Origin of the sequence: Paludisphaera soli, from assembly GCF_011064595.1 — a bacterium.
Taxonomy (GTDB): domain Bacteria; phylum Planctomycetota; class Planctomycetia; order Isosphaerales; family Isosphaeraceae; genus Paludisphaera; species Paludisphaera soli.
In genome coordinates this window covers 303766-325707 of record NZ_JAALJI010000006.1, presented here as the reverse complement: position 1 = coordinate 325707, position 21942 = coordinate 303766, and the positions used below count along the sequence as shown (strand labels likewise).

19 protein-coding genes are annotated in these 21942 nt (G+C 70.9%); 6 read left to right on the top strand and 13 right to left on the bottom strand.

Annotated features, from left to right (window positions below):
* Positions 1-253 precede the first annotated feature (253 nt).
* The 3 genes from G6O68_RS11035 to G6O68_RS11025 all read right to left on the bottom strand — a co-directional run bounded on the left by G6O68_RS11035 (position 254) and on the right by G6O68_RS11025 (position 3954).
* Positions 254-2572: a glycoside hydrolase family 127 protein gene (locus G6O68_RS11035; protein ID WP_165247574.1), complete on the bottom strand. Its 2319-nt coding sequence runs from the start codon at positions 2570-2572 to the stop codon at positions 254-256.
* 38 nt (positions 2573-2610) lie between these two features.
* Positions 2611-3303: a bacillithiol biosynthesis deacetylase BshB1 gene (gene bshB1 / locus G6O68_RS11030; RefSeq protein ID WP_165247572.1), complete on the bottom strand. Its 693-nt coding sequence runs from the start codon at positions 3301-3303 to the stop codon at positions 2611-2613.
* A gap of 192 nt (positions 3304-3495) precedes the next feature.
* Positions 3496-3954: a histone gene (locus G6O68_RS11025; RefSeq protein ID WP_165247570.1), complete on the bottom strand. Its 459-nt coding sequence runs from the start codon at positions 3952-3954 to the stop codon at positions 3496-3498.
* Positions 3955-4328: 374 nt separating this feature from the next.
* Here G6O68_RS11025 and G6O68_RS11020 point away from each other — a divergent pair, with 374 nt between their 5' ends.
* Complete coding sequence (locus G6O68_RS11020) at positions 4329-4904, top strand: hypothetical protein (RefSeq protein ID WP_206108072.1); 576 nt, start codon at positions 4329-4331, stop codon at positions 4902-4904.
* A 25-nt stretch (positions 4905-4929) separates the two neighbouring features.
* Here G6O68_RS11020 and aroF read toward each other — a convergent pair whose 3' ends face one another.
* The 4 genes from aroF to G6O68_RS11000 all read right to left on the bottom strand — a co-directional run bounded on the left by aroF (position 4930) and on the right by G6O68_RS11000 (position 7895).
* Entirely contained in the window at positions 4930-5943 is a 1014-nt protein-coding gene (gene aroF / locus G6O68_RS11015) for a 3-deoxy-7-phosphoheptulonate synthase (protein ID WP_165247568.1), read from the bottom strand.
* A gap of 731 nt (positions 5944-6674) precedes the next feature.
* On the bottom strand, positions 6675-6851 hold the full coding sequence (locus G6O68_RS33550; protein WP_165247616.1) for a type II toxin-antitoxin system RelE/ParE family toxin: 177 nt from the start codon (positions 6849-6851) through the stop codon (positions 6675-6677).
* A 113-nt stretch (positions 6852-6964) separates the two neighbouring features.
* Positions 6965-7195: an addiction module protein gene (locus G6O68_RS11005; protein ID WP_165247566.1), complete on the bottom strand. Its 231-nt coding sequence runs from the start codon at positions 7193-7195 to the stop codon at positions 6965-6967.
* Between the two features lie 121 nt (positions 7196-7316).
* On the bottom strand, positions 7317-7895 hold the full coding sequence (locus tag G6O68_RS11000) for an HD domain-containing protein (RefSeq protein ID WP_165247564.1): 579 nt from the start codon (positions 7893-7895) through the stop codon (positions 7317-7319).
* A gap of 127 nt (positions 7896-8022) precedes the next feature.
* On the opposite strand from G6O68_RS11000, the gene G6O68_RS10995 reads away from it, so the two are divergent.
* From G6O68_RS10995 to G6O68_RS10985, 3 genes are all read left to right on the top strand, one after another.
* Entirely contained in the window at positions 8023-9159 is a 1137-nt protein-coding gene (locus G6O68_RS10995) for a hypothetical protein (protein WP_206108071.1), read from the top strand.
* Positions 9160-9724: 565 nt separating this feature from the next.
* Positions 9725-10189 carry an ankyrin repeat domain-containing protein gene (locus G6O68_RS10990; protein ID WP_165247562.1) on the top strand — a complete coding sequence of 155 codons (465 nt, stop codon included), beginning with the start codon at positions 9725-9727 and terminating at the stop codon, positions 10187-10189.
* Between the two features lie 313 nt (positions 10190-10502).
* On the top strand, positions 10503-11312 hold the full coding sequence (locus G6O68_RS10985; RefSeq protein ID WP_165247560.1) for a hypothetical protein: 810 nt from the start codon (positions 10503-10505) through the stop codon (positions 11310-11312).
* Between the two features lie 23 nt (positions 11313-11335).
* Here G6O68_RS10985 and G6O68_RS10980 read toward each other — a convergent pair whose 3' ends face one another.
* Both G6O68_RS10980 and G6O68_RS10975 read right to left on the bottom strand, forming a co-directional pair.
* Entirely contained in the window at positions 11336-11848 is a 513-nt protein-coding gene (locus G6O68_RS10980; RefSeq protein WP_165247558.1) for a hypothetical protein, read from the bottom strand.
* 153 nt (positions 11849-12001) lie between these two features.
* On the bottom strand, positions 12002-12883 hold the full coding sequence (locus tag G6O68_RS10975; RefSeq protein ID WP_165247556.1) for an alpha/beta fold hydrolase: 882 nt from the start codon (positions 12881-12883) through the stop codon (positions 12002-12004).
* Between the two features lie 707 nt (positions 12884-13590).
* Here G6O68_RS10975 and G6O68_RS10970 point away from each other — a divergent pair.
* Positions 13591-16653, top strand: coding sequence for a sigma 54-interacting transcriptional regulator (locus G6O68_RS10970; RefSeq protein ID WP_206108070.1), 3063 nt, complete (start codon positions 13591-13593; stop codon positions 16651-16653).
* Between the two features lie 24 nt (positions 16654-16677).
* Here the strand turns inward: G6O68_RS10970 and G6O68_RS10965 are convergent, their stop codons facing one another.
* The 4 genes from G6O68_RS10965 to G6O68_RS10950 form a co-directional block, all read right to left on the bottom strand.
* The gene (locus G6O68_RS10965; RefSeq protein WP_165247554.1) at positions 16678-17634 is read right to left on the bottom strand and encodes a DUF6263 family protein; all 957 of its coding nucleotides are present in this window, start codon (positions 17632-17634) and stop codon (positions 16678-16680) included.
* A gap of 97 nt (positions 17635-17731) precedes the next feature.
* Positions 17732-18715: a hypothetical protein gene (locus G6O68_RS10960; protein WP_165247552.1), complete on the bottom strand. Its 984-nt coding sequence runs from the start codon at positions 18713-18715 to the stop codon at positions 17732-17734.
* 115 nt (positions 18716-18830) lie between these two features.
* Positions 18831-19520 (bottom strand): CPBP family intramembrane glutamic endopeptidase, encoded by a 690-nt coding sequence (locus G6O68_RS10955; RefSeq protein WP_165247550.1) that lies wholly within the window; start codon positions 19518-19520, stop codon positions 18831-18833.
* Positions 19521-19772: 252 nt separating this feature from the next.
* A complete protein-coding gene (locus G6O68_RS10950; protein WP_240911121.1) occupies positions 19773-21056 on the bottom strand; it encodes a S1C family serine protease in 1284 nt (427 codons plus the stop codon).
* Between the two features lie 545 nt (positions 21057-21601).
* Here G6O68_RS10950 and G6O68_RS10945 point away from each other — a divergent pair.
* On the top strand, positions 21602-21925 hold the full coding sequence (locus tag G6O68_RS10945) for a hypothetical protein (protein WP_165247548.1): 324 nt from the start codon (positions 21602-21604) through the stop codon (positions 21923-21925).
* The last annotated feature ends 17 nt before the right edge of the window (positions 21926-21942 follow it).

Here is a 21942-nt window from a genome sequence, read left to right as displayed (position 1 = left end):
GGGCCTCCTTCGGAGTGCCCACCATGATGCCCGAATGTGTCACCCATGTCCCCGGTCTATACAGGGGGAAGGTGGCCGAAGGCCGGATGAGGGGGGGACGAGCGAGAAGGCCGATGGAGTTCCAGCAGGACCCGCCAAGGCCGTCGGCCATGCGGGCGAGGCCGCGAAAGCCGAAGCTCCCCGCGCGCGTCACCCCCTCATCTGACCGCTGCGCGGTCTGTCTTCCCCCGCGAGGGGGGAAGACCGTAGTCGTTCAATCGCCGAACGCCTCCAGCTCGGCGCACGAGGAGAACGCCTGGTCCGGCCCGTCGCCCGAGGCCGGCACGCCGACGACGCGGACGCCCCGCGCGGCGACGGGCTCCTTGAGCTTCAGCTCGAACGGCCGGCCGGGGGCGAGGTCGGCGGGGTCGCTCGCGGTGGCGGCGGGGTAGTCGGCCAGCTCGCCGACCGTCTCCCACGGGCCGTCGGCCTCTCGGCGGACCTGCACGCGGGGCTTGCCCCGACTGGCGTCGAACCAGCCGCCGTCGTGGAAGCTCCGGCCGTGCCGGAAGACGACGCGGCCGATCGGGGCGGGCTCGGGGAGCGTGACGGCGTACCAGTCCTCGCCGTCCTTGGGCTTGCGCGAGTCGAAGGTCACGACGAAAGTCTCGGGGTCGCCGTCGTTGATCGAGCCGCCGACGTTCCCCTCGCGCGACCGGGTCTCCTCCGCGTAGGCCAGGACCGACTCGCGCGGCGGGAGCGCGACCCCCGGGGCGCGGAGCCAGACGCGATAGGCGCCACCGGTCGAGCCGGCGTCGGCGAAGGGGACGAAGGCGGCCGTGAAGGGGCGAATCGGGTTCCTGCCGACGACGGGGACGTGGAAGGCCAGGTCCGGCCCGTCGAGCGGGCCGCCCGCCGGCCGGTCCGACATGAGCCCCGCGGCCCGAGCGGGGGGCCCGCCCGGGTTGCGGTCCTCGTCGTAGGCCAGAACGAACGGCCCCCAGGTGAGCGCCGCTCGACCGGGATTGGCGAGCCCGCCGTCGACCCGCTTCAGTTCCAGGTCCGTGTGCACCTCGATCGTCGTCCCGTCCGCCCAGGCGTCGGACGTGAGCAGGATCGAGCCGTCCGGCATCGCCCGCAGCTCGGAAGGCGACCCCTTGGTCGAGACCCGCAGCGTCCGACACCACGACGGGTTCGGGATGGCGATCGCCAGGGGGAAGGGCCGATCGGCGCGGATCGTCATCGTCGACGTCCCCTCGCGCGGGAAGGCGCTCGACTGCTCGAACACGACCTCCCGTCCGGCGACGGGGATCGTCGCCGTCGAGGTCTCGCGCGTCTCGACGACCAGGGCCTCGCGGTCCTCCCGACGCGTCATCAGGTAGGCCGCCTGGACGACCAGGGCCATGCCGCGTGGCCCGCTGGAGTGGCAGCAGGTGATGTGGGCGTCATACTGCTTCCGGCCTTCGAGGGCCGTGTAGTAGCACCAGTCGGAACCCTCGGGGTGCTGGGCGGCGGCCAGGTGGTTGTAGGCCGCGCGCTCGATCTCCTCGGCGTACTTCCGCTCCCCGGTGAACCTCAGGAGTTGCAGGGAGAGCTGGATCCACGTGGTCGTGACGCAGACCTCGCCGATGTGGGCGCCGACCGAGTTCGGCAGGGCGTGGGCCTCGTGGAAGTGCTCGCCCGCGCTGGCGGATCCGGAGATGTAGAGCCGGTTGGCGACCACGTCGGCCCAGGCGTGGATCACCGGGTCGAGATAGGCCGCGTCGCCCGTCGCGCGGGCCAGCTCGCAGAGGCCGACGAGGTTCGAGAGCATCTCATACGCCTTGCCGTTGCCGACCTCGTCCACCCCCTTGCCGGCCGTCAGCCGACTGAGGATCCCCGGCCCTCCCGGCTCGTCCCACGACTTCACGAGGTAGCGGGCGAAGTCCAGGTACCGCTCGTCGCCCGTCGACCGGTAGAGCAGGACGATCGGCTCCAGGACGCTCGTCGAGGCCATCCCGACGTGGGTGCCGGCCGCGAGGATGCTCCGCTTCGCGGGGAAGGTCGCGATCAGCAGGTCGCCCATGCGGCGGCAGGCGTCGAGGGCCTTCGCGTCGCCGGTGTACTGGTGGTAGGTCAGCAGGCCGATCAGGTTGTACTTGTGCGACCAGACGTCCCAGTCGGCGCCGGGGAAGAGGCCGAACCGCTTCTCGGGGACGTAGGTGCCGAGGTAGCCGTCGGGCTCCTGGCAGGCGACCAGCTCGGCGACGACGGCGTCGAGCTTGGCCTTGAGCGCCGGGTCGCCGGTGTTCGCCCAGGCGAGGGTCGCCGCGTGCAGCCACTTGCCGACGTGCTCGCCGATCCAGGGGTGGCTCCCCGGCTTCTTCCGGTAGCCGGCCAGCAGCGGCTCCATGTCCACGTTCCGGAGCCGGGCGCTCTCGTTGAGCGCGACCCGGTTCCCTAGCCAGCCGCCGAGCTTCACGCGCGAGGGGGAGAGCAGCCGCGCGGCGTCCGGCATCCGATCGGGCGTCTTGTAGGGGAGGGGTTCGACCGGCGCGGCGACGGCGGCCGTCGAGGACGCCAGCAGGACCGACAGCGCGAGGAGGATCTTCATGGGAGAGGTCCTGGAGATCGTTCGTTGGAGGCGCGACGTCAGAGCAGCAGCGAATCCAGCCCCGAGAGCCCGACGGGCTCGCGGCTGGCGAAGGGCTCGGCGTGCAGGACGCCGACCAGGTGGCCCCAGTAGCGGGTGCGGTCGCAGACCGACTGGATCACGCCGGGGCGACCCGCCGGCTGGTTGTCGACCAGCTGCGAGCGGTAGCAGTTCATCGCGGCGACCTTGGCGTCCAGCTCGTCGGAGATGTCGACGACCAGGCTGGGGCGCTCGGCGATCCGCAGGTGCACGCTGAAGTAATAGAGGATGCGCGCGGGGTGGAACGGCTCGCCGGGGATGTCGGACTTGGAGAGCTTGCTCCAGAACCGGGCCTCCTCGACGAGCTTGGTGGCGGCGGTGTGGTCCGGGTGGGCGTCTTCCCAGTAGGGGGCGAAGATCAGCCGGGGACGGACCCGCCGGAAGACGGCCGCGAGCGCGCGGCGGCTGGCCAGGTCGGCCTGGAGGCTGCGGTTGGGCAGGCCGAGGTTCTCGCGCCAGGGGTCGCCGAGGGCGGCGTTGGCGGCGGCGGTCTCGGCCTTGCGGCGTTCGAGGCTGCCGAGCGGGGTGGGCTCGCCGCTGGTGAGGTCCAGCACGCCGACCTTCCAGCCCTGCTTGCGGAGTCGGACGATCGTCCCGCCGACCCCGAGTTCGGCGTCGTCGGGGTGGGGGGACACGACCAAGGCGTCGAGCATCAGAGCGGCCCGTCTCGTCGGTGGGGTCGAGGCGTCTTCCGCCGCGCCCGCGCCCCGCGCGGCCCGGCGGACCGTCCCGATCAGGTTACCCGCCGCGAGCCGAGAGCGACAGGGACGCGTGGGGCGCATGAAGAAGGGCGAGCGGGGAGGTGGTCCCGCTCGCCCTGGATGGCTTGGCTTCTTCGGGCGCGGTCAGGCCGAGGGGGAGGCCTTCTTGGCGGACGACTTGGGCTTGGCGGCCTTGGCGGCGGGGGCGGCGGCCTTCTTCGTCGCGACGGCCTTGGCCTTGGGGGCGGCCTTGGTCTTGGCCTCCGCCTTGGGGGCGTCGGCCTTCACGGTGGTCTTCACGGCGGCCTTGGCCTTGGCGGCGGGGGCGGCGGCCTTCTTCGTCGCGACGGCCTTCTTGGGGGCGGCCTTCTTCTTGGTGGCGGCGCCGGGGAGCGCGGCGGCGACGGCCTCGACGACCTCCGCGCCCTTGTCGCGGGCGGCCTCGGCGCCGGAGGCGATGGCCTCGCCGGCGGCCTTGGCGGCGGCGGAGACCTTGCCCGGCAGCTTCTTGGCGGCCTTCTTGGTCGCGGCTGCGGCCTCGACGACCGTCTCCTTCGCACTCTCCGCGACCGTCTTCGATTTCGTCTTCTTCGTCGGGCTCATGTCGACCTCTCGTGGGGATGGGGGCTGGAGCGGCCTGACCCTCGCGGCGCCGAGACGCCCGCCGGGATGCGGCCCGCGGACCGAGTTCAGGGGGAGGTTGGGACGACGACCGTGCGGGGCGACTTCGACGCGCGCTCGCGGAAGATCGCTTGCGGGAATTCTAACCCACGAACGGGCGCCGTGAGATCGTGTTTTGTTGATTCGTACCCGTTTGGAAGCGTAATTGCGACCCGAACCGCCGTCCCGGCGGCAAGTCGTGCCGGGTGCGTCGAGATTGCCGCGCGACCCTGGCACGCGCCGGCGCCGCCCGGCCATGATCATGTCGGCGGCGACGGGGCCGCGGGGCGCGAGGCGACCGGATCGGAGGCGGGACGATGGACCATGAGCCGACGGGTCGTGACGACGCGATGCGGGGCGAGGGACGACCCGGCGCGCTCGTCGGGCTGGCTATCGCGGGGGTCGCGACGGGGGCCGCGCTCGGGGCGTTGACCAATGCGGTCAACGGCCGGGTGAGCCCGGAGTACTTCCGCCGCATCCTCCACTGGGAGGGCGTGGCCGACGTGGCGACGGCGGCCGTGGCGCAGGGGATCTTCGAGGGGCTCCTGTTCGGGCTGGGGCTCTCGCTGATCTTCGCGACGGTGGTCGGCGTGGTCAGCCACGCGCGTTGCCCGCTGCGGGTCTCGGGTGGGTATCTGCTGGCGATCGGCGGGGCGGCGCTGGCGTGCTGGGCGGTGGGCGGGCTGCTGGCGGTGGGGCTGGCGACGTTGAGCCCGGAGTTCTACCGGGCGGCGTTCCGCGCCGCCCCCGAAGGGGCCGAGGCGCTGCTCCGGTTCGCGTGGGTGGGGGGCTCGATCTGGGGTCTGGAGTTCGGCGGGCTGGCCGCGGTGGTGGTGGCCTCGGTGCTGTTCCGGGCCCGGTGGCGGTCGCCCGTGGGGACGACCGCCGCCTGATCCTCGCGCGGGCCGGGACGTCGGCTCAGAGGCTGCGGTCGACGGCCTCGGCGACGCGGCGGCACTGGGCCATGAGCTGGCCGAAGGCCGCGGGGGTGATGGTCTGGGCGCCGTCGCTGGCGGCCTTCTTGGGGTCCTCGTGGACCTCGATGATGAGGCCGTCGGCGCCCGCCGCGACCGACGCCTTGGACATCGACGCGACCAGGCTCGCCTTGCCCGTGCCGTGCGAGGGGTCGACGACGACGGGGAGGTGGGACTTCTCGTTGAGGTAGGCGACGGTCGCCAGCGGCAGGGTGAACCGCGTGTGGTCCTCGAACGTCCGGACGCCGCGCTCGCAGAGGACGACGTCGGGGTTGCCGCGGTCCAGGATGTACTCGGCGGCCAGCAGGAACTCCTCGATGGTCGCGCTCATGCCGCGCTTGAGGAGGGCGGGCTTGCCGGAGTCGCCCACGGCCTGGAGGAGCTGGTAGTTCTGCATGTTGCGGGCGCCGATCTGGAGGACGTCGGCGTACTCGGCGACCATCGGCACGTGCTCGGGCGCCATGACCTCGGTGACGATCGCCAGGCCGGTCTCGGCCCGCGCGGCGGCGAGCATCCGCAGGCCCTCCTCCTTGTGCCCCTGGAAGCTGTAGGGGCTCGTCCGGGGCTTGAAGGCGCCGCCGCGGAGGCCCGTCGCGCCCAGGTCGCGGAGCTTCTTCGCGATGGAGACGATCTGCTCCTCGCTCTCGACGGAGCAGGGGCCGGCGATCATCGCGATCTTGGTCCCGCCGATCTCCAGGCCCAGGGCCTTCACGACCGTCCGGTCCTTCTTGATCTCGGACGAGGCCCGCTTGTACGGGGCCATGATCGGCAGGACCTTCTCCACGCCCTCGCCGACTTCGAGCGATTCGGCCATCCCCGGCCGCTCCTGCCCGAGCGCGGCGACGACCGTCTGGTGCTCGCCCTTGATGACCTGCGGGGTCAGCCCCATCGCGGAGATCTGCTGCGTCATGGTCTCGATTTGCGTCCCGGTCGCGTCCGGCTTCATCACCACGATCACGGTCGACGCCCTCCCTTGGTTGGCGGGCCGCGGCCCTCGACTCGATCCTCGCCCGGCGTCACGCGGCCGGGAGATCGGGGGAGGTCGCCGACGCCCTCTGGATTCGGAATCACCGACTGACTTGGAAAACCTGGAAACGAAAAAAGGCCCCGGTCCTGAAGTCAGGTCCCGGGGCCTTGGGTGTCTGCTTTGTATGGGGGGTGGGGTCCTAGACGACACCTCCGCACACAGCCCGGCGACCTGAAGTGGCGCTGGTAAACCAGAACCACCAGCCCTGATAAGAGCCAGCAAAATAGGTCGCGAACAGGCCGAGCGTCACGCGGAGGGAACCCCGACGGTCATGGTTGCGGCGTCGATCATTATCACGAGGAGAGGAGGAGAATCCGACCGGGCCCGGGGCGAATCCCCGAGCCCGGCCGAACCAAGACCTCGTTAGGTCCGGTATATGCGGCTTGCCCGACGGCAAACCCGTCGGCTGCCTTAGGCGAGCCGCCCCTGGTTGTCACTACACACGCGATCACCTCCTTTACGTTCTAGCCTCCCCGGGCCCGCGTGAGTCCAGCCTCATCGCGAGAGCGGGCTCTAGTCCGTCACGCCACGGTAGCGCGATCCGAGAGTCGAGGGGCACGTGCCGCCCTGATCGACATAGTCACTTTATCCCCGACAGGGGCCCGGATCAACAGCTCGCGCCGAAATCCTCCGAACGGGGGCCGAGAGGCGGGGCGTGTGCCTCACAGCCGTCCCTTCCAGGCCGCGGTCGAGCGACGACTGTGGAGTATCGCGATCACTTCGACTCGCTCGGCCTTCGCACGGTAGAAGACCAGGTAGGGGAAGCGTGCGACGCGCGCCTGGCGGATGTCGCGGTAGACGATCCGATGCAGGTCCGGCGTGGCTTGAAGTTGCTCCAGAACCTTGTGGACCTATCGGGTGAACTCGGATCCCAGGCCGGCATGTTCCTGATACCAATCCGCAGCGGCCAGGAAATCGTGCTCGGCCTCGACTGTCAAGACGACCGGAAGGCTCATTTCCCGAACCGCTCGAGGGCCCTGTTGCGAACCTCGTCCCAGGGGACGACGGCGTCGGGCTTCTCGTCCGAGGCTTCGATACGACGATCCAGCCAGGACCTCAGCTCCTCGGTCAACGCCACCTCGACCTCCGCGTCGGAGAGCCCGTCCCAGAGTTCACCGATCAGCCTGAGCTGATCCTGCGCCGTCCATCCTCGCACCTCGGCCAGCACGGTTCGAAGGTCCATCGATCGTCTCCAGAGGGATAGGTGTGGCTGAGTCGCAGGGATCGCGGCCGCGAGACGAGTGCCCATCGCAATCATAGCCTCTCGCCGGATTCTCGGGCCATCGCCCTCGCGCCGCGAGGGATCAGGCGCCGAGTCCGCCCAGGACCTCGCGGCAGGCCTCGACCAGGCGGGCGAGCCGGGGGTCGTCGCCGCCGCAGGCTTCCAGGATCGCGTCGTAGTACCAGAGCACCTGCTCGCGGTCGGCGTGGAAGTCGGCCCAGACGTCGACGCCCCGGGCCAGGTCGTGGGCGATCGCGGTCAGGTTGTGGAGCTTGTCGGCCAGGACCACCGCGCGGGCCTCCACGGGGGCCTCGGCCAGCGAGGCGAGGTGGTCGGCCTTGCGGTCGATCCAGGGCCGCTTGGCCCCCGAGGCGTCGAGCTTGACCTCGGAGCAGAAGCCGACGAGCCGGGCGACCTCGGTGCCGAACGCCTGCGCCACCTCGTCGAGCGTCGTCGGCGTGTCCTCGACCACGTCGTGGAGCAGGCCGGCGATCACCACCTCCTCGGCGAACCCGGCCCGTTCCACGATGGCGGCCACGACGGCGACGTGCTGGAAGTACGGCGTGTCGCTCGACCGCCGCAGTTGATCCCGGTGGGCGACGGCCGCGAACCGCATCGCCGCCTCCAGGCGGTCCGAGTACAGGGGGCGCGGGCTCGACATCGATACGTGGCTCCAGCTCGGCCGCGGCGAAGGGCGGAGACGGTCTCCCCGAAGCTTGCCTCGGACGGGCCCGGCGGGCAAGATGGCAACCAAGGCCCACCCCCGACCCACCCCACGGACGAGCCCCATGACCGACCTCCGCACGCCGCTTCGAATCGCAGGCCTGTCCGCCTGGCTCCTCGTCCTGACGACGACGCCCACCCTCGCCGACGAGCCGGTGCCGGCCCTCGCGCCCCGGCCGGCGGTCGCGGTGCGCGGGATCTACGGCGGCGTCCCCTCGCGGATCCTCGACGGCGGCGAGACGCTGGACGACTACGGGATCAACGCCGTCTGGATCGGGTCGGACGGCGCGACGGCCGAGGTCGTCGCCGGCCTCAAGGCGAAGGCCCCCGGCGTCCGGGTCTTCGCCGAGTTCAACACGATGCACCAGGCCGGCTACCTGGCCGATCACCCCGACGCCGCGCCCGTCGGCCCCGACGGCCTCCGCGCCCCCGCCCCCGACGACTGGCAAGGGGTCTGTCCCACGCACCCCGGCTATCGTCGCGAGCGGATGGCCGCGTTCCGCAAGACGCTGGCCGGGGCCCCGATCGACGGGATCTGGCTCGACTACCACCACGCCCACGCGAGCTGGGAGCAGGCCGAGCCCTACCTCCCCGACACCTGCTTCTGCCGGAACTGCCTGGACGCCTTCGCTCGCGAGACGGGCGCGTCGGTGGACGGTCCCACGCCTGAGGTCTCCCGCCGCCTGCTGGGCGAGGATCGCGCGAAGTGGGTCGCCTGGCGATGCGGGGTCTTCACCGACTGGGTCCGCGAGTTCCGGGCGATCGTGGACGAGGTCCGGCCCGAGGCCCTGCTGGGGACCTTCCACTGCCCCTGGACCGACGAGGAGCGGGACGGGGCCCTCCGCGACAAGCTGGCGATCGACCTGAAGGCCCAGGCGGCCTACCTGGACGTGTTCAGCATCATGCCCTACCACGCCCGGTTCGGCCACGCGAACGACTCGGCCTGGATCTCGCGGCAGACGGCCTGGCTGGGCCGGTTCCTGGACGTCCGGGGCGAGCCCGGCGAACGCCTCAAGATCTGGCCCATCGTCCAGGTCGCCGACTGGGGCGAGGCCGTCCGCGCCGAGGACGTGTCCGCCGTCGTCGACCACGGCACCCGCCCCCCCTCGACCGGCGTGATGATCCTCCACTGGTCGGGAGTCGGCTCCGACCCCGCCAAGGTCCGGGCGATCGGCGAGGCCTACCGGGCCATCCGGCCCTGAACGCCAGGCCCTCGCGGTCGGCCGGCGCGAGTTGGGTTCTTTCGCAGACCCCCGAGCGAACCCAACTTCTCGCAAACCACTATGCAAAAGAGACTTAACCTCGGAGAACGGCCCCAGAGATTGGGTTCGTTCGACGCGCTTTGCCCTGTTTTCGGCGTCCAGGACCGCCCGCCTCTCGAGAGATCGCCGATCGACCGAACGGCCGTCGCCCGGGTTCCGAAGCCCTCGCCCGGAATTGGCTTCGTTCGCGCAACCCGCGAACGAAGCCATCGGCCGCAAGTCTCCAAGCAATAGCCGTTTAAGAGCGGTTTGAGGCCCCGGAGATTGGGTTCGTTCGACCACTTTTCCGCCCCTTCCGCCGGTCGAGCGCCGCGTTCGGATACCATGAACGGTCATCGCCCCGCATCGCCGACCGATCGGCGAGGTCGGGGAGCCCGAGAGGTCCCGCCTCGCCCCGACGACGGGCTGCGGAGGGATCCTCCCAGGGTCACACTACTACCGATTGGCGGGACAGCGAGCCCGGGAACGGAACCCGGCGCGTTCGCTGGATCCAGGAGGAGGACCGATGGACGCAGGCCTGACGAAACTGGCCTTCGAGGGCGACCTGGAAGGGGTCCGCGCGAAGCTGGACGAGGGGGTGCCCGTGGACTTCGTCCAGGAGGGGGGCCCCGACGCGACTCCCCCCCAGGTCGCCGCGACGGCCGGGCCCGACGCGACGCCGCTCCAGGTGGCGGCGGCGGCCGGCCAGCTGGAGGTCGTGCGGCTCCTGCTGGAGCGCGGGGCCGACGTCAACCGCGTGGGCGGCAAGGGATTCACGCCGGTCATCTCGGCCGCCCGGGCCTCCCAGTGGCAGGTCGTCAAGCTGCTGGCCGAGCACGGCGCCGACTTCCAGCACGCCGACCAGACCCGGCGCAACGCCCACGATTACCTCCGGCGTTGCCGGGGCCAGCGCACGCGGATGAAGATCCAGGCGATCCTCGAAAGCCGGACCGTGAAGCCTTCCCCGCCGGCCGCTCCCGGGTCGGAGTGACGGACGGGGCCCGGCCGAGGATTCGCCTACCTTCGGGTTTCTAGCTCCCGTCCCGAGGGCTGACGCCCCCGAGAGGGACCGTCGCTACCCCGCCGGCCTTCGCACGCCCTCCCTTCCCCTGAGGTGGGGGAAGTTGCCCCGACGGGGCGGATGAGGGGGCGGACGGAGATAGGACGCAACGGCTTGCCCGCCTGCCCGGTCCTCCGAGGGGCTCCGTGCTCGTCGACCCAGGCGTCCTTCCCCCGCCAGGGGGACGACGTTCGCCGAGGGTTCAACCGATCGGCTTCATCCAGGATCCTTGGAGGGGACCGTCGTGCCCGGAAGCCAGCTCCGTTCAACGCCGGTCTTGCTGGGCGCCGCGCTGACGTCGCTGTGCTTCGTGGCCACGGGCGGCGAGATCCTCTGGGGAGTCTTGCTCGCGGGGTTCGTGGTGCCGATCCTGGTCCGGACCTACGTCGTCGCGCCCCGGCGAGACGCCGGAGATCCCGACTGGTGGCTGGTCGCGCCCGGGGCGTTGCTCGCCTCCGCCGCAGTGACGTTCCTGTCTCTCTACTGGCTCTACGTCGTCTCCGAGCTGACGTGGCGGCTGATGGTCAGCGGCCTGGCCTTCGTCCCCATGATCGCCCTCCTCGGGCTGACCGGCTGGCTCGTCCGGTCGAGGGTCCGGCGAAGGATCGCCGACACGGCCAAATGCCGGAGCGTCAGGCCGGTCTGGCCGCGTCCCCGCCTCCGGATCACCGTCCGGGGGATGTTCGTCGTCGTCGCGCTCGTCGCGCTCGCTCTCTGGCCGATCCACCTATGGCGGATGCGGGGGAGGTACACCTCGATCGCGACGCAGGAAAAACTTGTCGCCCGACTCTGCGAGGTCGAGTCGGAGTTCATGGCCGATCGGGCTGAGGAGTGCCGCCGGCGAGCCTGGCGGGGGACGGCCTGGGACCTGGACGACGAGGAGTCTCAGGCCCTGAAAGTTCGCCCCTTCCCGGACGAGGCGCCGGCCCGATCCTGGGGCGAGCAGGCCGAAATCTGGGGACGATCCGCCGAGCGAGCCCGCCTGGCCGCCAGCCGGCATCGTCGAATCTCGGCGTGGCACGAGCCCTGGGTGGGGCCCAGCCGGGCGCTGTGAGCGTCGACCGACGCGGCGGGCCGTCAGTAGACGAACAGGCGGTAGGGCGGGAACACGCCCTTCCAGTCGGTGTCCAGGATCGGGCCGTCCCAACCGCAGGGGAAGCTTCCGGCCCGATACCAGGGGAGCACCACCGGCACGCTGAAGAGGGGCGGGGAGAGGTCGGCGAGCTCGGTCTCCACGGCGATCGCGATCAGATCCCACCTGACCTGATAATAGAAGGCGCCTTCGGGCAGCGACAGGCGTTCCCCCAGGGCCCGGATCCGGCGGAACAAGGGTTCCAGGATCTGCTCGACCCCCATCACGACCGGGTTCAACCCCTGGGCCCGGTGCCAATCTCTCGCGTTGTAGGCCCTATAGTTCACGTTCCGCACCTGCAACCTCAGGCACTCCCAGACGTAGCTCCGGTGGCACTCGACCGCCTCTTCCGAGGAGCTGACGGCGATGACCGCGGGGTCGCGGATCGGCGCACCGACGTGCTCGAACCAGGGCCAGGCTTCCATGTCCCGCAGGATGGCTTGGGTCCGATCCAGCATCGCCGCCCTCCGGTCTTGAGCCAGGATCGGTTCGTGGATCTCTAGAAACAGAAAGCTCCCACCCCGCCGGGGCCGAATCCGGCGAGGGGGAGACTTCCTGAGGATGATCGGGTTGTGCGACGGGCCCCGGCCGAGGGGGCCCGTCGGGGCGAGTCAGACGGACGCCGCCTTGACGCGCTGGAGGTGGGCCTGGACCTGGCGGGCCATGGCCTCGGCGTGGGTGACGAAGCCGATGTGGCCGGCCCCTTCGAGCGACTCGAACCGGGCGCCCGAGATGTCGTTGGCGAGCCGCTGCTGCCGCGAGGTCGGGATGATCGCGTCCTTGGAGCCGGCGAGGACCAGCGTGGGGGCGTCGATCCGCCAGAGGCGGTCGGTCACGTCGAAGTGCTCAAGCTGGGCCAGGCGGTGGGCGACGACCGGCTGGGGCGTCTCCCAGATCCGATCGACCACGAAGTCATGCCGCGGGCCGGGCTCGGGCTTCTTGGCGTACAGCAGGTTCAGGAACTGGTTGAGGAACGGGCTGTTCGGGACCAGGGGGTAACGCTCCAGGACCCGCCGGACGATCGCCGAGGCGGTCGTCGCGTGGAACCGCGACTCCATCCCCTGGACGATCAGGGAGTCCAGCATCCGGGGCTGCTCGACGGCCAGCTCCAGCGCGATCGCCCCGCCGAACGAGACGCCCAGCACCGACGGCCGCTCCAGCCCGAGATTCTCGATCAGGCCGGCCAGGTCGGCCGCGTGCTGACCGATCTCGACGTAAGGAGCCCGCGTGTGCCCGAGCGGCCCCGCGCCCCGGGTCAGGTCGCCCCTCAGGCTGTAGGTGATGACCTGGTGGTTCTTCGCGAGCTTCCGCAGCAGGGGGGTGGTCAACCGCCAGCCGCCGGCCATGCCGGGGACCACGACCAGGGGGTCGCCCCAGCCCATGCGGACGACCTCGAAGGCCTCGCCGTTGACCGTGAGGCGACGAACCCGGCGGCTTCCCGCGTCGGGCATGATCGTCGTCCACGAGTCTCGCCACTTCGTTGAGAGCCGCATCCCGTCCCCCTCGCCCGCGTCGGATCGGTGGTCGATCCGTCCGTGTGTTGCCAAATCATCGATGATGAACACAGCCGGAATCGTCGTCACCCGGCGTCCCCGGTCGAGCTGCCTCGCCCTGGGACCGCGAATTCGGTAGGACTGTTTCGCACTTCACGTGCCCAGTCGATTTCGCCGGGATTTTCTTTCCAAACCGAAGGGCGTCGCGGGCCGCCGCCGACCTGACCCCGACGAAATTTCGCCAATCGACTAGCGCCGAAAACCAGGAATTTCGACAGGCGATTTCATCACGCGGCCGAATACTTTACCCAGACAACCCAAAATCTGATAACTTAGAGAATCCAGGTAAAAATACAGGACTCAGCGAGGATTACAGGGACGTCGTTCAATGCGAGCGCCTGGAGATCGTCGAAACCCCAGCACGACGGGCCGACACCTCGTCAGCGCCGAGACGCCCCAGACATTCGCTAACGATCACCTGGCGGACCAGCGCCGAAATCGCTAGACTAAGACTGACGACGAGGGCTGAGAACGACGACCGGCCCTCCCACGCGGTCGCAGGGATTAAGCCGGTTGAAACGGGCCCGGCCCACGGGCCTGGGGGTATGATGCCGCGACGATTTTTCTCCTGGATCGGCTGGCCTCCGCGGCGGGGTTCCGGGGAGTTCGCGCGCCGCCGGGAGACGTCTTTCGGGGCGAAATCCTGGATGGGGGAGCGTTGGGTCGGCCTCCGCTTGTTCTATGTCGCGTGCTCGGTCGCGGTCCTGGTGTATTCGGCGATGGTACTCGTCCAGGTCGCCTGGATGGGGACGATCGGCGTGCGCTGCATGTTCGGCACGGAGGTCGAGGAGAATGTCTCGCCGAACTTCACCTGGATCAACGCCCGGGGCGAGGTCGATCGCCCGCGACGGGGCGACGAGTTGCTGTCGATCGGCGACGTGCAGCTCGATCAGGGGGGCTACTCGGCCTACATCGTGGCGATCCGCGAGCTGAGCGGTCGCGTGGGGGAGAAGATCGACGTCCGCTGGGTGGATCGGGCCTCGGGAACGATCCACGAGGCGAAGGCCCAGGTCCGGTACGCCCCCACGCGGTCTTGGGCCTGGTCGCTGATCTGGTTCGTCCAGGAGATGCTGATCTTCGGGGTGGGCGCCCGGGTCTTCTGGCGGCGGCCGAACGACGACTCGGCGCGGCTGTTCTTCATGCTCTGCATCGTGACGGTCGGGGCGTTCATGGGGGGGTATCACTGGACGGAGATCGTGGGCCGGCCCTCGCTGATCTATCCGTTCGTGCTGTTCGCCCTCCTGGTGCCGACGGTCAACCTGCACTTCTACCTGGTCTTCCCCCGGCCGAACCCGCTGATGCTGCTGCATCGTCGCTGGGTGCTGGCCGTGCTGTACGGGGTGCCGGCGGCGTTCCTGGCGGCGCTCTGGGGGAGCATGTACGCGTCTCGGGTGATGCGGCTCCGGGACGTGACGCAGAGCACGACGGCCCTGGAGCTGATCCGGCTGCTGGCGCTCAGCTACGTCTGGGTGGCGGTCTTCTTCTTCGGGCTCTGCTTCCTGTGCCTGGTGTTCAGCTACCGCCGGGCGCGGCACCGGGGCGAGCGGAACCAGGTGAAGTGGATCCTGCTGGCGACCGTGGTGTCGTCGGTCCTGATCGGCTACCTGATGGTCCAGACGCTGATCGACCCGTCGAACCTGGGGCGCGACAGCGCGGCCTGGCCGATGTTCACGGTCTCGCTGCTCTACACGATCGCGCACGCGTTCAGCATCACGCGGTACAAGCTGCTGCAGGTCGAGGAGATCGTCAACCGGAGCGTGGCCTACTTCGCGTTCAGCGTGACGGCGGGGCTGATCTATTCGGGGCTCCTGCTGGTGAGCGGCAAGCTGATCGGCGACCGGCTCTCGGCGCTGGGGACGTCGTGGGGGGCGGTGGTGGCGACGGTCTCGGTCATCGCGGTGCTGTTCGTCTCCGAGGTGGCGCGGGGGCGTTTCCAGCGGGTGCTGGACCGCCGGTTCTTCCGCGAGAAGTACAAGTTCGACCAGGCGATGCAGAAGATGCGGCTGGCGGTCGGCAGCCTGGTGGACCGCGAGACGCTGGGCAAGCGGCTGCTGGAGGGGACGGCCGAGGTCCTGCGGCTGGAGTGGGGGGCGCTCTACCTTTCCGACGGCCCGGGGGGCCGGTTCGAGCTGGCCGCGAGCCACGGCCCGGCGCCCGACGAGGCGGTGCTGGAGGCCGACGATCCGCTGGTGGCCCGGCTCCGGCAGTCGTCCTCGATCCGCCAGACCCACACGATCGGCTCCGCGGCGGCGTCCGACCCGGCGACCGACGCGATGATCGCGCTGGGGGGGGAGGCCGCCTGCGGCGTGGGCGGCGACGGCGAGCTGGCGGGGGTGCTGGTGCTGGGCCCCAAGCGCAGCGGGATGCCTTATGAGGACGAGGAGATGGCGTTCCTGGGCGCGCTCAGCTCGGTCTCGGCGATGGCCCTGCACTCGGCCGACATCCAGGAGACGCTGGAGACGCTCAACCACGAGCTGCGCGACAAGGTGGAGAAGATCTCGGAGCAGCAGCGACGGATCCTGATCCTCCAGGACCAGCTCCGCGACCGCGCCGAGCGCGAGAGCGCGGCGCTCCCCGCGAAGGCCGGGGCCCCGGACGCGTCGGGCCGGAAGGAGCCGACGGGCCTGCTGGAGGCGTTCGAGCGGATCAAGGGGTCGAGCCCCTCGGCCCGGCGGATGATGGAGATGGCGCGGAAGGTGGCGGCCAGCTCGTCGGCGGTGCTGATCCGGGGCGAGAGCGGCACCGGCAAGGAGCTGCTGGCGGCGGCCGTCCACGCGGCCAGCCCCCGCGCCGGGCGGCCGTTCGTGAAGGTCCACTGCGCGGCGCTCTCGCCGACCCTGCTGGAGAGCGAGCTGTTCGGCCACGTCAAAGGGGCGTTCACCGGGGCCGACCGCGACCGCGTGGGCCGGTTCGAGCAGGCCGACGGCGGCACGCTGTTCCTGGACGAGATCGGCGACATCAACCTGGAGGTGCAGACGAAGCTGCTGCGGGTGCTCCAGGAGATGTCGTTCGAACGGGTGGGCAGCTCGCAGTCGCTCCAGGTCGACGTGCGGATCGTGGCGGCGACGCACCAGAACCTGGAGGCGCTGATCCAGGCCGGGCGGTTCCGCGAGGACCTGTTCTACCGGCTCAACGTGATCCCCCTGACGACCCCCTCGCTGCGGGAGCGTCGCGACGACGTGCTGGAGCTGGCGATGCACTTCCTCCACGTCCACGCGGCGCGGATGGGGAAGGTGCTGACGTACATCGAGCCCGAGGCGGTCGAGGCCCTGATGGCGTACGACTGGCCGGGGAACATCCGCGAGCTGGAGAACACGATCGAGCGCGCGGTGGTGCTGGCCGACGGCCCGACGCTCACCGCGGAAGACCTGCCGCCGGAGGTCCGCCAGCCGATCCGCCGCCGATACCGCCCGAGGGCCTCGGCGGCGGTCGTCGCCCCCCGGACGCCGGCGCGGGCGTTCGTTCCGGCCTCGACGCCGACGACGGCCCGGGCTCCCGCCCCGGCGGCGACGCCCATGCCGGCCCCGACGACGGCCGGGGCCGGGTCGGGGGACGGCGAGGAGTGGGGCGCCGAGTTCGCCTCGTACGAGCGCCAGCGGCTGGTGGAGGCGTTGGAGGAGGCGGACGGCAACAAGAGCGTCGCCGCCCGGATCCTGGGGATGCCGCGGAGCACGTTCTTCAGCAAGCTGAAGAAGCACGGCCTGGCCTGACCGGGGTCGGGGGCGGGGGCGGGCTCACTTCGCGGAGGCGGCGGGGGCCAGGGTCATCTCCATGGTGTTGTCGACGGTCTGCTGGAGCTTCTGGGGCCCGGCGGTGATGAGCTGGACCATCTTGACCTCGACGTGCGAGCTGGCGATGCGGCCCTTCGCGGCGTCGAAGAGGAACTGGCCCTCGTTCTTCTGCTCCTTGATCTCGAAGCTGACCTGGGGGTTCTCGCCGGCCTCGACGGCCATCTTGGCGTCGAGGGCGATGCGGACCTTGGTCGGGTCCTTCTCGTCGGGCCCTTCGACGGTGTAGGTCTTCGTGGTCTTGATGGTGCCGAGCTGCTGGACCGGCAGGCTGGACTCGTCGGCCCAGCCCTGGCCCTTGGCGACGGCCGCCTCGGGGAGGATGAGGCCGGACTGGGTGATCATGTTCTTCATGGACTCTTCCGAGAACATGTTGCCCATCGGCCCGGCGAGGCTGCCGCGGAGGGCTTCCATGGTCTTCTCGGGGATCTTGACCGACTCGATCCGGCCCCGGGGGTCCATGGTCAGCGTGCACTCGAAGCCGGCGAGCGCCTTGAACATGGGGCCGATCGTCGCGGCGAGCGGGCCCTCCTGGGGCTTGTCCGGCTCGGCCGAGTCGTACTCGAACGGGGGCTGGCCGCCGGAGTCGAGCTTCACGCGGACGCGGTCGATGACCTGGGTCATCGTGGCGACGCCCTCGGGGTTGACCTCGTCGACGACCCAGCGGATGTCGCTGGTCTGCTCGACGTTCGAGCCGCGCTCGACCTCGCCGGCCTTCATCTTGGTCGCGGTCTTCTGGACCAGGGCGTAGCGGATGGTCTCCCCCTTCTGGAACTTCCAGCGCAGGGGTTCCTCGGCCCGGGCCGCGCCGGCGCCGAGGCCGAGGCCGGCGGCCAGGGCGAGGGCGGCGACCGCGAGGCGGCGCGGGCGGGACGTCGAGGCTTCCATCGTCGGGTTCGGCATGGGTCGGGGCTCCAAGGGGGGGGCGGGTCGGGGGGGAGGGCCGGGCCCGGGCCGCCCGCGACGCGCGGGGGGCGGGCTCCGGTCGATCGGACCGGTCTCAACGAGGCGAAGGATCGGGGCAGGGGGCGTCGGCCGGCGGGGCGAGGGCCACGTCGATCCGGCCGGCGAGGGTCTGCTCGACCCGCTGGCCATGGGCCGAGTACTCCGTGGTCAGGGCGTCCTCCAGGTGGTAGGAGGCGACGAGCCCGAGGGCCGTGTCGAAGTCGAACGACCCCGAGCCCTGCTGGCGGATCAGCCTCATCTCCAGGTCGGCCTCGGGGGCGGGCCGGAGGGTGACGCGGGTCTCGACGTCGACCTCCCGGAGCGCCGGGCGGTCGGGCCGGGGGCCGCGAAGGGTGTAGGTCTTGTCCAGGACGATGGCGCCGAGCCTGGGCATGGCGGCGGCGGTCTGCCGGGTCCAGGCGGCGCCCGGCTCCACCGGGCCTTCGGGCAGAAGCGGCAGGGCCTGGAGGATCAGGTTGCGGGCCCCTTCCTCGGAGAACGCGGCGGAGCCGGCGTCGCCCGCCTCGCGGATCCGGGCGCGGAGGGGGTCGGGGAGGCGGACGTCGGAGGCCTCGCCGCGCGCGTCCATCCGGAAGGCGATCTCCGAGCCGGCCAGCTCCTTCAGCAGGGCGGCGAGGCGGTCGCCGAACGGGCCGCCCGGCCGGGGGTCGTCGGCCGCGGAGTCGAACGCGAAGCCGGCGGTGGGGCCCTCGCCGTCGATCCGGACGCGGAGCCGCTCGATGTCCATCGTCAGCTCGGCGACGCCGTCGGCGACCTGGCCGACGGTCCAGCGGAAGTCCACCTGCTGGCGACGGTCGAGCCGCACGCCCCGGCCGCCGTCGGGCTTCGACTCGAACCGGGTCTCCTGGACCATCGCGTAGCGGAAGACCCGGCCGGGCTCCAGCCGCCATCGCAGGGCGACGGGCTCGGCGGCGGTCGCCGTCGCCGTGGCCGTGGCGGTCGCGGCGGCGATCAGCAGGCCGAGGGCCGCGGCCCGGGCGCGCCGGCGGCCGTTCCGGTTCGAGGCCGCGTGGATCATGGGGTCGGGACCTTTCCGCCTACGGGACGATCGATCGGCCGGTCGCGGCCCCCGAGACGGGGAGGCGCGGGGGCGGCGGGCCCACCCAGCATACTCGCCGGCCGCGGCGAAAGCATCAGGGCGCGTCGTGCTCGTCGATGCGCTGGTCCGCCCCGATGGCGTCGATCGGGTTGCCCCCGAGCCTGTCCGGGTCCCACGGCCTCAGCAGGTACGCCATCAGGACGAAGTCGTAGACGCCGTGGCAGACGATGGACACCAGCAGGTTGCCGGAGGCGTCGTAGATCGTCCCGAGGTAGACGCCCATCGAGAAGCTGAGGATCGCGTAGGGGATCGAGATCGGGTGCAGCGCCCCGAACAGGAGGCTGGCGAGGACCAGGCCCCAGAACCCGGTGGTCGCCGCCGCGATCGACGACTGGAAGACGCCCCGGAAGAGCATCTCCTCGCCGACGCCGGCCGAGATCGCGATCAGCACCAGATCCGCCCACGAGCTGTTGCCCAGCAGCGGGACGAACTCCTCCTCGCAGAACTTCTTGACCCGCGCCAGCGGCCCGATCGGCCAGATCAGGATCGCCAGGAAGCAGGCGGCCGGGGCCGCCGCCGCCGCCGCGCCGAGCAACGCGGCGCGGAAGTCCCAGTCGAAGCGGTGCAGGGGGGGGTGGCCGAACCACCAGCCCAAAAGGAGCGACAGCGGCGCGAGGCCGCCCTCGAAAAAGACGGCGAAGGTCACGATCGCGTCGTGGCCGGGCGAGTCGATCTCCGTCTCCGGCTGATCGTCCGGGGCGTCCAATTCGTGACGATCCTGCATCCGTGGCTTCCGAGGGGAGGGGTCTCGTCCCGCCCTAACGCCGGTCGGGCGACGTCCTTACCGGGCCGACCTATCACCTTAGCGGACGGGTCCGCCGGTGTCGATCCTCGGTCTCCGGCGACTGCGGGATTGCGTGCTTTGAACGCACCATTGTCGACTTTTCGAAACGCAAGCGGCCCCGGCCTCGCGTCCGAAAGGGGACGAGGGGCCGGGGCCGTCGTGGTCGCGAGTCGGGGGGCGTCGGGGCGGGCTTTACTGGGCGATGATGTTCTTCACCCGGGGGTCGGCCAGGCTGATGCGGCGGGACTGGAGGCCGTTGCGGCGGATGACGTAGAGCAGGGCGCTGTCGGTCTGCACGGCCTCGGGCTGGCGGAGGACGTACATGATGTTGTCGGGCCGGATGGTCTCCCAGTTGCGGTCGCCGACGTTCATCCCGACCAGGATGTCGCCGCGCTGGAGGGCGGCGGCGGCGGCCGGGCTGCCGGGGGACACGGCCTGGATGAACAGGCCGCCCCGGAGCTTGGGGTTGACCGAGGAGACGTCGTCGCCCGAGGCCGGCGAGGTCTTCAGGCCCAGGGTGTCCCAGATCGGGTCGGTCTGCTCGTAGGCGGCGAGGGTGGCGCCGTCGGGGAGGGGCCGGACGTCGACCGCGAGGGTCGCGTCCACGCCCTCGCGGCGGACCACGACCTTCATCGGCGTGCCGGGCCGGGCGTCGAGGAACGCCCGCTCCACGTCGACGGCGTTGGAGACCGGCATCGCGCCGATCTGCACCAGCTCGTCGCCGGGCCGGACGCCCGCGGCCTCGCCGGGGCTGCCGCGCTGCACGTCGGCGGCCAGCAGGACCCGGCGCGGGCCCCGCATGGTCTCGGCCGCGACGACGCCGTGCCAGAGCTGGGCCAGCCGGCGGGTGCTGAGCATCTCGGCCGCCACCCGCTTGACCTCGTCCATCGGCAGGGCGAAGCCGATCCCCTGGGCCCCGGCCCGGACCGCCACGTTGATGCCGATCAGCTCGCCCTCGATGTTGATCAGGGGGCCGCCGGAGTTCCCCGGGTTGATCGCCGCGTCGGTCTGGATCAGGTTGCGGTACACCTGCTCGTCCGACAGCGTCACGTCCCGGTGCAGGGCGCTGACGATGCCGACCGAGACGGTGTTCTCATACCCGAAGGCGTTGCCGATCGTGATCACCGGCTCGCCGACCATCAGGTCGGCCGAGGTGCCGATCTTGATCGCGGGCAGGGGGGAGGTCGGCTCGACCTTGATCAGCGCCAGGTCCATCACCGGGTCGAACTGGAGCACCCGCGCCGGGTAGCTCGTCCCGTCCAGGAGCTGGACCTGCACCCCCGCCACCCGGTCGACGACGTGGTGGTTGGTGAGGATGTAGCCGCGGCCGTCGACGATGACGCCGCTCCCCATGCCGTTGACCCTCGGCCGCTGGTTCTCCTCGGGCGAGAACGGCCAGCGGCTGCTCGACGCCGCCTTCTTCTCGCTGGAGATGTTCACCACGCAGGCCTGGGCCTTGCTGACCGCCTCGACCACCGCCGTCCGTCGGACCCCGATCGTCGACGGGTCCGACGCGCGGGCCGTCGGACTCGGCGACCCGAGCGACAGGGCGGCCAGGACCAGCCCGGCTCCCAGCCACGGGCCCGACGACGGGCCGGGACGGCGATCCCCCTCTCCACGGCGACTCCAGGGTATTGGCACGATGTCGTCCCCAATGCGTTGACCGAGGCGGATCGTCGGCTTCCGTCCGTGTCTCCCGGCTCCCGCGGCGTCCGCTCCGCCGCACTCCGGGCCCTCCGACCTGCTTTTGGATCGGTTACCCCGCTTACCAGCTTGAGCCAAGTCGCCCTGATACCTCCTAGCTTTCCTGCGTTCCGCAAGTATCCATATAACAGCTTTAAATTGCCCATCTTCTCGGCCGTGCGACTGTTCCAGGCGGTCGGGTCGACGGCCGATTTGCACGGTTTTCCTGGACGCCTCGGGGCCGCTCCGGGCCGATTCGGGGGAATGCGCCCTGCGCAAACGGCGGTCGGGGTGTAAAACTAAGGAGGGGACCAAGACGACCACGGGAGCCGGGACGGATGGCCGAGAAATCGCCGCGACGCCTCAAGCTGGAGGAGAGCCTCCGGGACGATCCGACCGACTCGTTCCTCCGCTACGGGCTGGCCTTGCAATGCCTGCGCGAGGGGGACGTGGCCGAGGGCCGCGAGCGGCTGCTCGCCCTGATCGCCGACGGCCCCGACGACGAGATCGCCGCGTATCAGCAGCTCGGCCAGTCCTACGCCGAGGCGGAGGAGTTCGAGGACGCGGCCCGAGTCCTGCGGACGGGCGTCGCGAAGGCCCGCGCGAAGGGGGACGCCCACGCCGCGGCCGAGATGGAGGGGCTCCTTGACTCGCTCGACTGACGCCGACCGATCCGACG

Bases quoted from the DNA above. Each gene is read 5' to 3' on its own strand.
- G6O68_RS11035 (WP_165247574.1), bottom strand. From the start codon at position 2,572: ATGAAGATCCTCCTCGCGCTGTCGGTCCTGCTGGCGTCCTCGACGGCC.
- bshB1 (WP_165247572.1), bottom strand. From the start codon at position 3,303: ATGCTCGACGCCTTGGTCGTGTCCCCCCACCCCGACGACGCCGAACTC.
- G6O68_RS11025 (WP_165247570.1), bottom strand. From the start codon at position 3,954: ATGAGCCCGACGAAGAAGACGAAATCGAAGACGGTCGCGGAGAGTGCG.
- G6O68_RS11020 (WP_206108072.1), top strand. From the start codon at position 4,329: ATGGACCATGAGCCGACGGGTCGTGACGACGCGATGCGGGGCGAGGGA.
- G6O68_RS11005 (WP_165247566.1), bottom strand. From the start codon at position 7,195: ATGGACCTTCGAACCGTGCTGGCCGAGGTGCGAGGATGGACGGCGCAG.
- G6O68_RS11000 (WP_165247564.1), bottom strand. From the start codon at position 7,895: ATGTCGAGCCCGCGCCCCCTGTACTCGGACCGCCTGGAGGCGGCGATG.
- G6O68_RS10995 (WP_206108071.1), top strand. From the start codon at position 8,023: ATGACCGACCTCCGCACGCCGCTTCGAATCGCAGGCCTGTCCGCCTGG.
- G6O68_RS10990 (WP_165247562.1), top strand. From the start codon at position 9,725: ATGGACGCAGGCCTGACGAAACTGGCCTTCGAGGGCGACCTGGAAGGG.
- G6O68_RS10980 (WP_165247558.1), bottom strand. From the start codon at position 11,848: ATGCTGGATCGGACCCAAGCCATCCTGCGGGACATGGAAGCCTGGCCC.
- G6O68_RS10975 (WP_165247556.1), bottom strand. From the start codon at position 12,883: ATGCGGCTCTCAACGAAGTGGCGAGACTCGTGGACGACGATCATGCCC.
- G6O68_RS10970 (WP_206108070.1), top strand. From the start codon at position 13,591: ATGGGGGAGCGTTGGGTCGGCCTCCGCTTGTTCTATGTCGCGTGCTCG.
- G6O68_RS10965 (WP_165247554.1), bottom strand. From the start codon at position 17,634: ATGCCGAACCCGACGATGGAAGCCTCGACGTCCCGCCCGCGCCGCCTC.
- G6O68_RS10960 (WP_165247552.1), bottom strand. From the start codon at position 18,715: ATGATCCACGCGGCCTCGAACCGGAACGGCCGCCGGCGCGCCCGGGCC.
- G6O68_RS10955 (WP_165247550.1), bottom strand. From the start codon at position 19,520: ATGCAGGATCGTCACGAATTGGACGCCCCGGACGATCAGCCGGAGACG.
- G6O68_RS10945 (WP_165247548.1), top strand. From the start codon at position 21,602: ATGGCCGAGAAATCGCCGCGACGCCTCAAGCTGGAGGAGAGCCTCCGG.